The organism is Microbacterium sp. HA-8 (assembly GCF_046111165.1).
In the GTDB taxonomy this organism is placed as follows: domain Bacteria; phylum Actinomycetota; class Actinomycetes; order Actinomycetales; family Microbacteriaceae; genus Microbacterium.
Map to the genome: position 1 here is coordinate 55,118 of NZ_CP162026.1, position 14,809 is coordinate 69,926.

Genomic DNA, 14,809 nt, shown 5'->3' on the forward strand with positions numbered 1-14,809 from the left:
GCCCAGATGGTATGTCCCCCGCTTCCCAGCGCGCATCCTTTCGCTCGGAGACGATCATCTTGACTAGCTCATATGCGTAACCTATATTTGTAACCGTCAAGTCAGCTAATTTGGATTGGAGGACGTCATGCCCGCGCACGAGACACCCGGCACAGACGGCGCCGTCCTGCTGCACCCCGAGCATGAGCACTGGCCTGCAGCGTTCGCGGATCTCGGCTCGATCGCTCCGCGGCGCATCTTTGCGCTCGGCGCTCAGGATCTTCTGCAGTCCCAGGCGCGCACGGCACTCATCGGCGGCCGTACAGCGACGGTCGCCGGCCGGGCCGCCGGCGCGGCGCTGGCCGCCGGGCTCGCCGCTCGTGGTGATGTCCTCGTCACTCCCGCCGAGACGGGAACCGATCTCGCCGTAGTCGACGCCGCCCGCCGCGCCGGCGGGCGCATCATCGCGATCATCGACCGTCCGCCGGCGGAGGCCGGCTACATCGCTCGCGCTGCGCAGCGGGGGATCCTCGAGCACGGCGGGCTGCTCCTCTGGGAGGCCTCGTCGCCACGGGGCGGCACCACCTCCCACCGCAGCGCACGCCTCATCGCCGCGCTCGCGCCTCGCCTCGTCCTCGTCGAGATCGGCGCGAGATCGGCGGGGATGACCGCGGCCGCGATCGCCGGCGGGCTGTCCCGGGCCGTGGCCGCCACCCCCACCGATCAATCCCGCCCGGGTCGCGGCACCCGGCAGTTGCTCGCCGCAGATCTCGCGACCCTCGTCCAGACCCCCGACGAGCTCGACGCCTTGTCCGATCCGCGCACGCTCGCGCACCTATGACCTGCAGGGACCAGAGAGGAACCACGATGAGCACCACAGAGACGCCCGAGCCGGTCTCGACCGACGTCACCTACATCGGCCGGCGCACCCTGGCCAGCAACGGCAAGCTCGGCTACGCCTACCTCGAAGGCGAGCGCACCCGCTACTACACCGCGCCGCTCGTGACCGGCGCCCAGATCGGGGCGCGCATCACGATCACCTCGCCCGCCGACGAGCCCGACGTCTACTTCTCGAAAGGCCCGCGCCGACCCCGCATCGCCGGACACGTCACCGACGTCGACGAGCCCACCCTCACCGCCTGGCAAGTCGCCGACCGGGCCGCATACCAGCTCAAGGCCGATGCCGACGCCTCCAAGAGAGCCGCGAAGCAGGCAGCGCACCTCGAGCGGCACATCGAGGCCCTGACCCACGCGGCGCGACCCCTCACCGGGGCGCAGCGAGCGGCGTTCGCGCGATACGTCGAAGACCGGATCCGGGGGTGGTGACCATGTCCCGGGGCAACCGGCCCGAAGAGGAGTTCTACCTCGATCTGCAGGAGTGCCTGGAGAACGCCTCGACGTTCTACATCCCCGCCCCCGAGCTCAAGCGCGCGATCGCGGATCTCGCCGACCGCGGATGGACCCGGCTGCCGCAGCGAGCCGGCGGAGACGGAGGCCTGCGATGACCAGAAGACGCTCCCCCGCGCTGCCTGCGCTCACCGTCGCGAGCCTTGCTGCCGTCGTCGCCGGCATCACCTGGCTGTCGGGCTCCCCGTTCGACTCGCACGCGGAGACCGGAGAGACGTCGTCGCCCGTGCAGCAGTTGAGCACCCAGGCCGATGATTCCGCGATCGACGAGTTGCTCGGCGCCGGTCTCGCCGACACGGAGCACGACGTCACGACGATCAATGCCGACGCGACGCTGCAGCTGCTCGCGACGATCCCCGCCGCGGATCAGGCGCAGTCGGCTCTCCCCTACAGTCGTGACGCCTACGGCCAGCGCTGGGCCGACGTCGATCGGAACGGGTGCGACACCCGCAACGACATCCTCCGCAGAGACCTCGTCGACGTCGGCCTCAAGCCGGGAACGAACGACTGCGTGGTCCTGACCGGGACTCTGCATGACGCCTACACCGGGCAGGACATCACCTTCCAGCGAGGTCAAGGAACCAGCGAGCTCGTCCAGATCGATCACCTCTGGAGCCTCTCGGGCAGCTGGCACGCCGGCGCCGATCTGTGGACCGCCGATAAGCGCGAGCAGTTCGCCAACGACCCCGCGAACCTCGAAGCCGTCGACGGCCCCAGCAACAGCGCCAAGGGAGACAGCGGCCCCACGTCTTGCCTCACGTCAATAGGTCCGGATGAGGTTCATGCGTGCCTCACCTAAAATGTCCGGATGAGATGACCGGGGTCACGCTGCGGGTCGTGCTGCTTGGGTGCGCGCCGCAGCAAGTTCAATGAGCTGCTGCTGGATCTTGTTGATTTGGCGAGTAATCAATGCTGGGTTCAGTTTCTCATGCTCCGTCGCTAGCTGTAGCTCTCCCGGAGGTTGTGATCAGCGTGGCGTGAGGTGAATTGGGAGGACCTCCGATATCGAAGTGGGTTACCACACTCATTTCGACCACCGGAGGTCCTCGTGACTCACGCTAATGCTCCCTTGTCCGAAACCGGTCGTCTGCGGCTGGCGAAGCTTGTTGTCGATTCTCGTTGGCCGTTGCGGAGAGCAGCGGAAAGGTTCAGCTGCTCTCCGGCGACAGCGAAGAAGTGGGCAGACCGGTATCGGGCCGCAGGCACCGCGGGGATGCGCGATCTGTCCTCACGTCCGCTGATGTCCCCATCGCGAACGGCGCGACGGACGGAGAGACGGATCGTGTCGTTGAGGTTCGCGAGGCGGTGGGGCTCGCATCGGATCGCCTGGCACCTGCACCTGTCCCGCTCGACGGTGGAGAACGTGCTGCGTCGTTACCGGATGCCACACCTGTCGCAGTTGGACAAGGCGACCGGACTGCCGGTGCGGCGCCCGAAGCCGGTCCGCTACGAACACCCGAACCCCGGCGATCTCGTCCATGTCGACGTCAAGAAGCTCGGCCGGATCCCCGACGGCGGCGGTCACCGCGTAATGAGCCGCCAGCGCGGACAGAGCAACCGGAAGACGAGCAGACCGGGTTACGCGTACTTGCACCACGCCATAGACGACCACTCAAGACTCGCGTACTCGGAGATCCTCGGCGACGAACGCAAGGAGACAGCTGCCGCGTTCTGGGAGCGCGCCAAAGCATTCTTCACCGGGCACGGCATCACCGTGCTGCGCGTGATCACCGACAACGGCTCCTGCTACCGATCCCACGCCTTCAACGACGCACTCGGCGTCGGCGTGAAACACAAGTTCACCCGCCCCTACCGCCCGCAGACCAACGGGAAGGTCGAACGCTTCAACCGCACTCTGGCCGCCGAATGGGCCTACGCGCGCCCCTACCGTTCAGAAGCCGAGCGATTTGCTGCGTACGCCGACTGGCTCCACGAATACAATCACCACAGAGCCCACGGCGGCATCGACGGTCTCTCACCCATCCAACGCGTTCACAACGTCACGGAGAGCTACAGCTAGCTTCTGGATGACTCGCTCATCAAGCACGTGCGCGGCCAGAAGCCTGGCATACGGGGTCTGCGGTGCATCGTAGACCCGCTGCTTCCGACCAGCAGACGTGTGTTTCCAACCGACCGCTTTCACGCAGGGCAAGAGATGGTTCTTGCGCTGCATAACGAGCCCCCATAACTCGTTCAGGAGCCGCATCTCGTAGTCACCTTCATACCGGTACCGGAATGCATGCTTGCGCACCCAATCTCCGTTACGTTGCTCAACATGCGCGTTGTCATTGCTCTGGTACGGGCGGCCCCGCGTGACGTCGAGCTGATGCTTTTCACACCAAGCGAGCACTGCCCAGTTGAGGAACTCGGACCCGTTATCAAAATCAACCGAGGTCACACGTGTAGGGGCGTGTGTACGCACCCATTCCAATCCAGGATGCACGTTCGCGTACGCCTTGTTCCTCACCGTTCGAAGCATCGTCCACCCGTACTTCGGGTTCGTTGCTGTGAGCGTCCACAAATGCTCACCCTTGAGGGTGTGGCCGCAATGCGCGACGGTATCGAGCTCATAGAATCCGGGATCGTTCGGGGTGCCATCCATCGCCGTTCTGACGGGGATCGAAGATCGGAGGATATGTGATGGTTTCGTGCCCGACAGCGCGACTGGAAGTTGGGCATCTTTGTAAGGTTTCAAGTAGCGATCAATCGTTGCCGCGCTCATCGAATACACCTCATCAAGAACCTCGGCGGTGACCCGCTTCTGCACTTTTCCGAGTTCGTTAAATTGCACGAGACGCGCGAGCGTGTCGTCCATGATGGCAGCGAGATACTTCCCGGATGGGGCCCCGGAGAGCCGCCATACTTCCTGGAGCACGAGAAGCGCGTCATACGAGTACTTCCTCGGGCGAGGTGTGCGTTTCTGCTGGGCTACCGCACCTGTCCGGGCGAGGGCCTGCCGGATCGCGCGGCGAGCATGGTCGCGTGTCCACCCGGTCGTCTCGACCAGCCCGTTCAGCAGACGACTCTTCTCGAGCTTGTCGGCGCGTTGGTAGGCGCGGGCATACTTCTTCGTAATATCGCGGCGCGTAGCCATTTCTAGTTCCTTGCTCACTCTGCCAGGTAACCCGATCTTTCACGCGGACATAAGTATGTGAGGCAAGCGTGAGAGTTCCCGGACCTTTTAGATGAGTCTCGTCGCCCCAGCCAGTGGCTGCCCGCCAACGCCGACTACCTCTGCACCTATGCGGCCCGACTCACCTTCGTGGCCTCCAAGTACCAGCTGCCCCTCTTCGCTGAGGACCGCCTCGCCATCACCCACATCCTGGAGCGCTGCGACGGCTGAGGGGTTGCGCATGTCCGACCTGACATCTATATTAGATGGTGTCAAGTCAGCTAATCATCATCCAGGAGGATCCGATGACCACCCGCACCACCACTCTCTCCCTCCCCGCGACCGGTGAGGTCGCAGCCTGGACCGAGCGCGAGTCCCGCCTCGCGCTCACGGTCTGGGCCGAGCCCAACAACCCGACCCTGGGCGCCTGGCTCACACGTCGCGCGCAGACCGGCAGCGAGACTCCCGCCCGCGACGTCGTCGCGGCGATCGTCACGGGCGATCTCGCCGGGCTGAGCGCCGCCGAGATCGAGGCTGTCAACCAGATCCGACCCCGCACCCTCCTGGGCGACGGGCTCGAGCGCGCCGTGCGCTGGCTGGACAGCCACGCCGATGCCGTCTTCCTCATCCCCGGGGACGACGCCTGGCCGGCGGCTCTCGACGCTCTCGGCGATCGCCGTCCCGTGGGGCTGTGGGTGCGCGGCGACGCGGCCGCGCTGCGCCACGCTCGAGTGATCGCGATCGGCGGAGCGCGGGCCTCCACCGGGTACGGCGACCACGTCGCCGGTGAGCTCGCCACCGAGCTCACCGAGCAGGGCGTGGCGATCGCCACCGGCGCCGCCTATGGGATCGACGGAGCAGCCACCCGCGCCACCCTCGCCGCCGGCGGCACCCCGATCGTCGTCCTCGGCGGCGGCGTCGACCGCCCCTACCCGGCAGGACACAACGACCTGATCAACCGGGTCGCGGCCGCCGGCGGCGCGATCGTCAGCGAACTGGCCCCCGGTGCCGCGCCCACCAAGTGGCGCTTCGCCGCTCGGGCGCGCATCCTCGGCGGCCTGTCACAGGCATCCGTGATCGTCGAAGCCGGCTGGCGCAGCGGCTCCCTGCTCCTCGCCGCTGAGACCGCGCTGCTCGGCCGACGTGTCGGCGCGGTGCCCGGCCCGATCACGAGCCCGAGCAGCGCCGGCACCCACCGTCTCATCCGCGAGGGCGGCGCCACCCTCGTCACCGACACCGCGGACGCGCTCGCGCTCCTCTGAATCCCACGGGGGCGGCGGCAGCCGCCCCCGTCTAGGAGGTGAACGACCTTGACCACCAATCGCACCTGCCAGGCACCCGGAGAGCAGTGCTCCCGGCCGGTGACCGCTCGCGGGCTGTGCCGCATGCACTACCTGCGGGAGTACCGCGCCGGCAACCACACCGCCCGCCCCACCCGCGCCAACGGCATCCGGAACCAGTGCCCACCCGATCATCCTCACGACGTCGACACATGCTGGACCCGGCACGGATGCCGCTGCAGCACGTGCGTCCACGAGCGAGCAATGGAACGTCAGCGACGACGGAACAGGCTGCGCGCCTACGGACGAGACGACCAGATCGGCCCCCGCCTCGTACCCGCGGCCCCCGTCCGCGCACACGTCCAGCAGCTGCACGAACTCGGCCTCGGCTACGAACGCATCGGCCGGGCAGCAGGCGTCGGGCACGGCCCGATGATGGACCTCATCTACGGGCCGCGCGGAACCGATCAGCGTGCCCCCGTGGAGGAGATCCGCAAGACGTACGCCGACGCGCTCCTCGCCCTCACCGCCGACAGCATCGAGGCCGCTCTCATCGACCCCACAGGCACCGTCCGCCGGCTGCGCGCACTCGTCGCCATCGGATGGCAGGAGACCGCCCTCGCCGAGGCGCTGGGGATGGGCGTCGGGAACTTCTGGACCCTGCTGCACGGCCGAAGGAACCGCATCACCACCGGCACCCGCAATAAGGTCACCGCCCTCTTCATCCAGCAGTGGGACAAGCCGCAGGACGGGGTACGCGCCGAGCGAGCCAAGAAGATCGCCAAGCACTACCGGTGGGTCGGCCCGCTCGCCTGGGACGACATCGACGACCCCACCGAGGTGCCGGAGGGAGTGGCGAAGGCGCGTGACGCCCGATACACGGCCACCGAGTACCTCGACGACATCGCCTTCCTGCTCGAGCTCGGCGAATCCCCCCACCAGGCCGCCGCCATAGTCGGCCGCACCGTGCCGGCCATCGTCAAAGCCGCGGAGCGGCATCACCGCGGCGACATCCAGACCGTCTTCGAGCGGACACTGCGGAAGCGGGTCGCAGCATGAGCCTGGTCACCCACCTCTCGCCGCGACGTCGACGGGTCGTCCTGGATCTCGGTGACCCCGCCGAGGCGGCATCCGTCTGCGCAGCGCTGCGCGAGCTCGGGCTAACCGGACACATCCACCTCGAGGTCGTCGACGAGATCCTCGGCGGCGGCAGCGAGGAGATCGTCGACGAGATCCGCGACCGCCTCCACCTCCGCGCACACCTCGAGGAGGTCCCCAATGAATGACGAGCGCGTCGTGCTCCTAGTGGAGTTCACCTCCGGCGAGGTCGTGGCCGTGCCCTTCACGAGCCGTGACGCTGCCGACCGCTGGGAGCAGAGTCACGACTACGAGGTCATCGGCCGGCCACGGATCGCCACGGCGAGATCCCTGAGCGTCGGCGCCCGGAAGCGAGCGAAGTCATGACCGCCGACGAGCCGCTGTTCGAACTCGCCGACGTCGGCCTCGAGCTCGCTCCCACCGAGGCCATGAGACGGGGCGAGCAGTTCGTCCACCAATGCGCCTGGTGCGGGGCCGTTGTCGTCTGGCACCGGCGGAAGACCACCGACTCCCTCGGTCTGTGCCCCAACTGCGGCTCGGACGCCGGCGGGAACCCAGCAGAGTCCTCCACCTGGTGGCGCCAACGCCTCCCCCTCGCCGGAATAGCACCTCTGGGCCTCGCAGCGCGGAACCGGCTCGTCGACGAGCTGATCGCGCAACTGCACACCAGCGAGATCACGGAATGGGACGAAGCGCGCGTCGCGGCATGGCTGCGCGCATGCGCGGCCGCGCCGCACGCGTCACTCCCCGGCGACGGGGGCGACCGCTAAGATCTGAGACGGCACCCGGTCAGTGGAGCGCTGGACATCCGGCCCTCCTGGATTAGTTGACTTGACACTTGACGATCCACGGCCGGGTGCCCTCTCTGTCCGCGGCCCATTGCAGACAGACACGCCCGGCATAAGCGCCCGGTGGCGTGATGACGAGTGAGCGTCCGGGACTGACGCTCCAGGCTGAGGAGCTGCCCCGATGACCGACGAACGGCGACGCATAGACGTGCTGCTGGATCAGGTAGCCGACCAGGCCCTGCGCGACCGCATCGCCGCCGAGATCACCCAGATCACCGGCAAGAAGAAGTGGGGCTTGAACTTCGAGGAGCACCTTCCCGAAGGCATCCGCATCCCGAAGGCCCGCGTGCGACGCGGCGTCCGCGCCCAGCTACGCGACGGTTCGGACCCGCGCTACTGGGAGGTGAAGAGGGTCGTCGGCGGAGTCGCGCAACTGCACCACGACGGCGAAACGCGCGAAGTGCCGACAGGCGACCTCGTGGTCGCGCGTGTCTTCGACGAGCCCGTCTACCCAGGCTTTACGCCGCTCGGGTCGATAGAGCGCGGCGGCGACAAGCCGCACCACCTCGTCATCGAGGGTGAGAACTTCCACGCGCTTGTCGCGCGTCAGAATGTTTGGCAGGGGTAGTTAGTTGCTGATGTAACGCCCCAGCTGAGAGGTCTGAATGTCATGAGTCGTCCACCGACGATCCCCGTGGAGAAGAAGCTCCGCATCGTGTTGTCCGTGTTGCAGGGCGAGATCACGATCGCTGAAGCGGGCCGCCGTGAGAAGGTCTCGGAGCAGGCCATCGGGAACTGGAAGCGCCAGTTCCTCGAGGGCGGCAGAGCCGGCATCGAGGCGGGTAAGTCCAAGCCCTCGACCCGCGAGCAGCAGCTCGAGGACGAGGTCGCCGAGCTCACCCAGGCGCTGGGTGAGGCCGCGGTCGAGATCCGGGTCTGGAAGAAGAGCGCCGAGGGCCGCCTGGGCCCTTCGAGGACCTCGAGGTGATCCGCACCGAGGCGGGCATGTCGACCGCGAGGTTCTGTCAGCTGATCGACATGCCCGAACGCACCTGGCGGCGCTGGCAGGCCAAGGCGAAGACTGACCGGCCGCCGAAGGGCCCGTGGCCGCAGCCGGCGCGAGACGCGGCCCGGCCGCTGGTGGTCGCGCATGCGTTGAAGAAGCCGGAGTGGGGCCACCGGAAGATCTGGGCGATGACCCGCCATGACGGACACAAGGTGTCCCAGGCGACCGTGCTGCGGCTGCTGCGCGATGACGGGCTGATCCTGCCATCGGAGTACCAGAAGCAGCGTCGAGAACTCGCGAAGAACCGCAAGGCCGCGTTCGCACGAAACCCGACCGGCCCGAACCAGGTATGGCAGTTGGACTTCAGCGAGTTCGAGACCACCCAGGGTGGGATCTGGAGGATCGCCGGCTGCCGGGACTGGTACTCGAAGCTCGAGCACCCGTTTCACACCTCGCCGACCGCGAACCAGCACGACGCGATCGCCGCGATCGAACTCGCCCTCGTCGACTACGTGACCCTGTTCGGCCACCCCCTCGTCGACCAATGTCAGGTCGACGACGATGTCGCGCGTCAGAATGTTTGGCAGGGGTAGTTAGTTGCTGATGTAACGCCCCAGCTGAGAGGTCTGAATGTCATGAGTCGTCCACCGACGATCCCCGTGGAGAAGAAGCTCCGCATCGTGTTGTCCGTGTTGCAGGGCGAGATCACGATCGCTGAAGCGGGCCGCCGTGAGAAGGTCTCGGAGCAGGCCATCGGGAACTGGAAGCGCCAGTTCCTCGAGGGCGGCAGAGCCGGCATCGAGGCGGGTAAGTCCAAGCCCTCGACCCGCGAGCAGCAGCTCGAGGACGAGGTCGCCGAGCTCACCCAGGCGCTGGGTGAGGCCGCGGTCGAGATCCGGGTCTGGAAGAAGAGCGCCGAGGGCCGCCTGGGCCCTTCGAGGACCTCGAGGTGATCCGCACCGAGGCGGGCATGTCGACCGCGAGGTTCTGTCAGCTGATCGACATGCCCGAACGCACCTGGCGGCGCTGGCAGGCCAAGGCGAAGACTGACCGGCCGCCGAAGGGCCCGTGGCCGCAGCCGGCGCGAGACGCGGCCCGGCCGCTGGTGGTCGCGCATGCGTTGAAGAAGCCGGAGTGGGGCCACCGGAAGATCTGGGCGATGACCCGCCATGACGGACACAAGGTGTCCCAGGCGACCGTGCTGCGGCTGCTGCGCGATGACGGGCTGATCCTGCCATCGGAGTACCAGAAGCAGCGTCGAGAACTCGCGAAGAACCGCAAGGCCGCGTTCGCACGAAACCCGACCGGCCCGAACCAGGTATGGCAGTTGGACTTCAGCGAGTTCGAGACCACCCAGGGTGGGATCTGGAGGATCGCCGGCTGCCGGGACTGGTACTCGAAGCTCGAGCACCCGTTTCACACCTCGCCGACCGCGAACCAGCACGACGCGATCGCCGCGATCGAACTCGCCCTCGTCGACTACGTGACCCTGTTCGGCCACCCCCTCGTCGACCAATGTCAGGTCGACGACGAGACCGGCGAGCTGCTGCCGGTCGTCACGATCGTCACAGACAACGGCGGTCCATTCCGATCGATGAACTTCGAGCTGTTCATCATGCGCCACCCCGAACTGCGACACGTCCGCACCAGGGTGAAGTCACCGGGGCAGAACGGATCACGCGAACGCGGCTTCGGGACGCTGAAGTACGAACGGCTGTTCCTCGACGACATCCCCGACGCGCTCACCCTCGTCGAACGCGCCGAGGACTACCGCATCGAGTACAACGAGACCCGCCCTCATGAGGCGATCGCTTGGAACCGGCCGATAGAGGTGCACATGGGCCTGGCCGACCCGACCATCCCCAACTTCGAAATCGAAGAATCCCTGCCAACTACTTGACGCGGGACACGCTCGAGACGCTCCGATACACGCACGAGGGCAAGGTCGATCTGATCTACATCGACCCGCCCTACAACACCGGCGCCGGCGACTGGATCTACAACGACCGCTACGTCGGCGACGCGGACGCATACCGCCATTCCAAGTGGCTGAGCTTCATGCAGAAGCGCCTCGAGCTCGCGCGACACCTCCTCGCTCCGACCGGCGTCATCATCGTCGCCATCGACGACAACGAGCACCACCGCCTTCGGGTGCTCCTGGACGAAGTATTCGGTGAGCAGAACTTCCTCGGCAACGTTGTGTGGCAGGGCGGCCGCAAGAACAACGTGAAGTTCATCGCCGACACGCACGACTACATGCTCTTTTTCGCGAAGGACAAGGCGCTTCTCTCTACCGGTAATGCCTGGAAGGAGTCACGTCCCGGGTACGACGAACTACTGCAGGCTGGGCTCGATGCGTGGGAGGAGTCCGGTCATGACGCTGCAGCTGCCACCGCGTTGCTCCGAAACTGGCGCAGAGCCCTTCCGGCTGACCACCCGGCCCGTGCCGAGCGCGGCCTCAACATGTACGACCAAGTTGATGGCCATCCGAAGCACGCCGGCAAGGTCTACAGCACGGGCGATCTGCGAAACCCCTTTCCCCGCCCGAACCTTCAGTACGACATTCCGCACCCGGTCGACGGCAAGCCCGTGAAGATGCATCCGAACGGGTGGATCTGGTCGCGCGAGCGGATGATGCAAGCGATTGAAGACGGCATCGTCGTCTTTGCCCCTGACAGCACCGGTTCCGCGCGCCAGAAGCGCTTCCTGGAAGCCGGCAGCCAGCAGTCTGTTGCCCCCGTGTTCACTCAGGACCGATCGAAGGCTACGAGGTCACTAGCTGCGATCCTCGGAACCAACGACTTCCCCTTCCCGAAAGACGTCGACGTCATCGCGCGGTGGGTGAACATCGCGACAGGCGGTCAGCCCAGTGCCGTAGTTCTCGACTTCTTCGCAGGCACCGGGACGACTGCGCACGCCGTTCTGCAGCTCAACGCGACCGATGGCGGCCACAGGCAGTCGATTGTCGTGACAAATAACGAGGTAGGGCAGAAGGCGGCGACGGCCCTCACCAAAGCTGGCCATGCAGCGGGAGATCCCGAGTGGGAGGCGGAAGGTGTTTTCGAGAAGGTCACGCTGCCGCGAATCCAGACGGTTGTCACTGGCACACGGCGCGACGGCTCGAAGCTCACTGACCCGGTGATGGACGCGGACGGCAAGAAGATCGCGTCGGGCATTCCGGGTGCGATTGGGTACGACGAGAACGTGACCTTTTTGAAGCTCGACTACCTCGACCGCGATGACATCGCTGCCGACGATGCATTCCGGCAGATCGCGACGCTGCTGTGGGTGAAGGCGGGCGGGCGCGGCCCGGTGATCGCTGAGCATGCCGAGGCATTCGCGGCGCCCGAGGGCGCGAACTATGCGGTGCTGTTCAGCGTCGCCGAGTGGGCACCGTTCGTCGAGCTCGTGAACAGCCGGCCGGAGATCGAGACCGTCTACGTCGTCTCGGACTCGGAGACCACGTACGGCCCGATCGTGCGAGCGATGCGCCCCGAGGTGTCGTCGTTCCGGCTGTACGAGAACTATCTCAGCAACTTCGAGATCAACGTGGGAGGGCGCTGATGGAGTACCAGCTCCGGGGCTACCAGGCGCAGGCCGCCGGCGAGATCGTCAGCGGTATCGAAGTGGGCGCCGGGCTCGCGTCGAAGGGTAAGTCGTCGGCTGTGAGCCTCGCGGCACCGACCGGTGCCGGCAAGACGATCATCGCCGCGGCCGCCATCGAGGATCTGATTTTCGGTGACACGGTGATACCCGGCGAGGAACCGGTCATCCTGTGGGTATCGCTCTACCCGAAGCTGAACGAGCAGACTCGTGACAAGTTCGAACGCGCGAGCGAGAAGCTGCGTCCCCGGTTGCACATCATCGACTCCTCGAAGCAGTACGACGTGGAAACACTGACACCGGGCCGGGTGTACTTTCTGAACACCCAGAAGCTCGGCAGCAGCGCGACCAACTACACCTCAAAGGATGGGCGCACCTTCACCCTGTGGGAGACCCTGAGCAACACGGTCGACCGGTTCGGCAGCCGCGTGGTCATGTTCGTCGACGAAGCGCACCAGGGCACTGGCGGCGGATCCAGTGCGAGCGGCGACACGATCCTCGGGCAGCTGACCCGGGGCGGCGGCAAGATGAGCAATCCGGTGCCGATCGTCGTCGGTGTCTCCGCCACTCCGGAGCGCTTCGAAAAGAACATCGCAGCGCATCGGGCGTACCGTGAGGCGGTCGACGTAGAGGTTGCGGCGGTACGCGAGTCCGGGCTCGTGAAGGACCAGCTCGTCCTCGCGCATCCGACCGAGGAGATCGCATCAGACTCGACCCTCGTTCGGGAGGCGGCGATCCAGCGCGCCCGCCAGGAGCAGCGATGGGCGTCTTGGGTGGACCAGAATCCGGGCGATGCGCTCGTGGAGCCGGTGCTTCTCGTACAGCTGACCGCAAAACCGAATGAGACCATCGTGGCCGGCTTCATCCAGGACATCCTGCAAGCCGACTCAACCCTCACAATCGACAACTTCGCCAACGCGCTCGAGGGCGGATCCGCGGTCACCTTCGGAAGCCACGACGTGCGCTACGTCGACCCACCCCGGATCCAGGAGACCGGCGGAGTGAAGGTGGTGCTGTTCAAGGACGCGCTCACGACCGGGTGGGATTGCCCCCGCGCCGAGGTGCTGGTCTCCCTCCGCGGCACCAGCGACGACGTGACCATCACCCAGCTCGTCGGCCGCATCGTCCGCACCCCACTCGCGAAGCGGGTCGCCGGCGACGACAACCTGAACGCCGTGTGGACCTATCTTCCGCACTTCGATCAGGAGTCCGTCGAGCGGGTCGCGATGCGCCTGCGCACCGGCGACACCGAGGTCGCAACGCCCGTCGTGGTGAACCCGGTGCCAGTCACCCGCAACGCCGCCGTGCTGGATGCTGTGTGGACCGCGTTCAGGGACTTCCCCAGCTGGTCGCGGCCCTCACGGACCGCGCGGCCGGCGACATCCCGCGTATTGACCGCGGCGATGGTGCTCGCGAAGACCGGCATCCTCCAAGACGCACCGCGGATCGCTCAAGACCGGGCAGTCGACACCCTGCTGCAGCACATCAAAGCCAACCAGCAGTTCGTCGACGATAAGGTGACCGCCTACGAGGAGGTCGACTATCAGACCCTCGCGATCGACTGGCTCACCGGCGAGCAGACTGGCACGCAGGCCGAAAGCGCGAAGATCGCCACCCGTAACGTCGCCGACCTGTTCAACATCGCCGCCCGCCGCCTCCCGGACAACTCAGCGAAGTGGCTCTGGGACCGCCTGTACATGGCCCAGCCCGAAGGCGACCGGGACGGAGACGCCGCACGCCTCATCGTCGCAGCTGTCGCACAGCAGCCCGACACAGTGAAAGCTGTCGAGGACGCCAGCCAGACGCTGCTGGATCAATGGCGGAAGCAGCACGCCGCCGCCCTGTCGCAGATCGGCGGGACCGCAGAGACCGACTTCTACGCCGCGTTCGCCGAGTCGAAGCGTTCCGTCGAGATCCCCGTCGAGGCACCCTCGGACACGGTAGTGAAGGACGCCGAGCACCGCTGGCCGCGCCACCTGCTCGCGGACACTGACGGACAGTTCCCGCACGACGGCAACACGTGGGAACGCGCCGTGCTCGAGACGGAGACGAAGCGCCACACCACGCTCGCCTGGTATCGGAACCCGTCGAGCGGCACCCAGTCCATCGCGATCGCGTACGGCCCGCTCGGGGAGCAGCGCCTGCTGCATCCCGACTTCCTGGTCTTCACCGAACGCGACGGCGAAGTGCTCATAGACATCATCGACCCACACGATCCTTCCCGCAGCGACACAATCCCGAAGTGGGGCGCTCTCGCCGAGTACACGAAGCAGAACGCCACCCGCCTCGGCCGCGTTCTCGCGATCATCGACGAAAAGAAGGGCTCCGACGTCCTCGTCCAGCTGAACCTCGCGAGCCCGACAGCGCAGGACGCGATGATCTCCCTGGCGAAGACCGGCGGCACCGAGGCCGACGTGCGCGCCCTGTTTGACCAGCACGGCGGCCGCTATCAGTAGCAGCCCTCGGGATGACACCTAGGAACAGAAGCAGACTGGTGCGCCGCCGACGTTGATGGCCACCTAGAGCGGACACTCGA

General features: G+C 66.5%; 18 protein-coding genes. 17 read left to right on the top strand and 1 reads right to left on the bottom strand.

The window, feature by feature from the left end:
• Window positions 1–127: 127 nt before the first annotated feature.
• The 5 genes from AB2L57_RS18070 to AB2L57_RS18090 all read left to right on the top strand — a co-directional run bounded on the left by AB2L57_RS18070 (window position 128) and on the right by AB2L57_RS18090 (window position 3,406).
• Window positions 128–820, top strand: a complete 693-nt coding sequence (locus AB2L57_RS18070) for a DNA-processing protein DprA (protein WP_409048686.1) — start codon at window positions 128–130, stop codon at window positions 818–820.
• 26 nt (window positions 821–846) lie between these two features.
• Window positions 847–1,305, top strand: coding sequence for a hypothetical protein (locus AB2L57_RS18075; RefSeq protein WP_061683541.1), 459 nt, complete (start codon window positions 847–849; stop codon window positions 1,303–1,305).
• Between the two features lie 2 nt (window positions 1,306–1,307).
• Window positions 1,308–1,484 (top strand): hypothetical protein, encoded by a 177-nt coding sequence (locus tag AB2L57_RS18080; protein WP_396643409.1) that lies wholly within the window; start codon window positions 1,308–1,310, stop codon window positions 1,482–1,484.
• A complete protein-coding gene (locus AB2L57_RS18085; RefSeq protein ID WP_409048687.1) occupies window positions 1,481–2,185 on the top strand; it encodes an HNH endonuclease family protein in 705 nt (234 codons plus the stop codon). Before AB2L57_RS18080 ends, AB2L57_RS18085 begins: the two co-directional genes overlap by 4 nt.
• A gap of 249 nt (window positions 2,186–2,434) precedes the next feature.
• Window positions 2,435–3,406, top strand: coding sequence for an IS481 family transposase (locus tag AB2L57_RS18090; protein ID WP_409048688.1), 972 nt, complete (start codon window positions 2,435–2,437; stop codon window positions 3,404–3,406).
• Here AB2L57_RS18090 and AB2L57_RS18095 read toward each other — a convergent pair.
• Entirely contained in the window at window positions 3,362–4,480 is a 1,119-nt protein-coding gene (locus tag AB2L57_RS18095) for an integrase (RefSeq protein WP_409048689.1), read from the bottom strand. The genes AB2L57_RS18090 and AB2L57_RS18095 overlap by 45 nt on opposite strands.
• A 323-nt stretch (window positions 4,481–4,803) precedes the next feature.
• On the opposite strand from AB2L57_RS18095, the gene AB2L57_RS18100 reads away from it, so the two are divergent.
• The 12 genes from AB2L57_RS18100 (at window position 4,804) to AB2L57_RS18155 (ending at window position 14,729) form a co-directional block, all read left to right on the top strand.
• Window positions 4,804–5,760: a DNA-processing protein DprA gene (locus tag AB2L57_RS18100; protein ID WP_409048690.1), complete on the top strand. Its 957-nt coding sequence runs from the start codon at window positions 4,804–4,806 to the stop codon at window positions 5,758–5,760.
• A 48-nt stretch (window positions 5,761–5,808) separates the two neighbouring features.
• On the top strand, window positions 5,809–6,837 hold the full coding sequence (locus tag AB2L57_RS18105; protein ID WP_409048691.1) for a hypothetical protein: 1,029 nt from the start codon (window positions 5,809–5,811) through the stop codon (window positions 6,835–6,837).
• A complete protein-coding gene (locus AB2L57_RS18110) occupies window positions 6,834–7,064 on the top strand; it encodes a hypothetical protein (protein WP_396643411.1) in 231 nt (76 codons plus the stop codon). Before AB2L57_RS18105 ends, AB2L57_RS18110 begins: the two co-directional genes overlap by 4 nt.
• Complete coding sequence (locus tag AB2L57_RS18115) at window positions 7,057–7,242, top strand: hypothetical protein (protein ID WP_061683545.1); 186 nt, start codon at window positions 7,057–7,059, stop codon at window positions 7,240–7,242. Before AB2L57_RS18110 ends, AB2L57_RS18115 begins: the two co-directional genes overlap by 8 nt.
• Window positions 7,239–7,646, top strand: coding sequence for a hypothetical protein (locus AB2L57_RS18120; protein WP_396643413.1), 408 nt, complete (start codon window positions 7,239–7,241; stop codon window positions 7,644–7,646). Before AB2L57_RS18115 ends, AB2L57_RS18120 begins: the two co-directional genes overlap by 4 nt.
• Before the next feature lie 199 nt (window positions 7,647–7,845).
• The gene (locus AB2L57_RS18125; protein WP_409048692.1) at window positions 7,846–8,292 is read left to right on the top strand and encodes a hypothetical protein; all 447 of its coding nucleotides are present in this window, start codon (window positions 7,846–7,848) and stop codon (window positions 8,290–8,292) included.
• A gap of 42 nt (window positions 8,293–8,334) precedes the next feature.
• Entirely contained in the window at window positions 8,335–8,652 is a 318-nt protein-coding gene (locus AB2L57_RS18130; protein ID WP_081766164.1) for a helix-turn-helix domain-containing protein, read from the top strand.
• A complete protein-coding gene (locus AB2L57_RS18135; protein ID WP_409048693.1) occupies window positions 8,649–9,263 on the top strand; it encodes an IS3 family transposase in 615 nt (204 codons plus the stop codon). The genes AB2L57_RS18130 and AB2L57_RS18135 overlap by 4 nt, the downstream gene beginning before the upstream one ends.
• A gap of 42 nt (window positions 9,264–9,305) precedes the next feature.
• Complete coding sequence (locus tag AB2L57_RS18140) at window positions 9,306–9,623, top strand: helix-turn-helix domain-containing protein (protein WP_081766164.1); 318 nt, start codon at window positions 9,306–9,308, stop codon at window positions 9,621–9,623.
• Window positions 9,620–10,570: an integrase core domain-containing protein gene (locus tag AB2L57_RS18145; protein ID WP_036296135.1), complete on the top strand. Its 951-nt coding sequence runs from the start codon at window positions 9,620–9,622 to the stop codon at window positions 10,568–10,570. Before AB2L57_RS18140 ends, AB2L57_RS18145 begins: the two co-directional genes overlap by 4 nt.
• Window positions 10,567–12,234, top strand: coding sequence for a site-specific DNA-methyltransferase (locus tag AB2L57_RS18150; protein WP_409048694.1), 1,668 nt, complete (start codon window positions 10,567–10,569; stop codon window positions 12,232–12,234). Before AB2L57_RS18145 ends, AB2L57_RS18150 begins: the two co-directional genes overlap by 4 nt.
• Window positions 12,234–14,729 (top strand): DEAD/DEAH box helicase, encoded by a 2,496-nt coding sequence (locus AB2L57_RS18155; protein WP_409048695.1) that lies wholly within the window; start codon window positions 12,234–12,236, stop codon window positions 14,727–14,729. The genes AB2L57_RS18150 and AB2L57_RS18155 overlap by 1 nt, the downstream gene beginning before the upstream one ends.
• The last annotated feature ends 80 nt before the right edge of the window (window positions 14,730–14,809 follow it).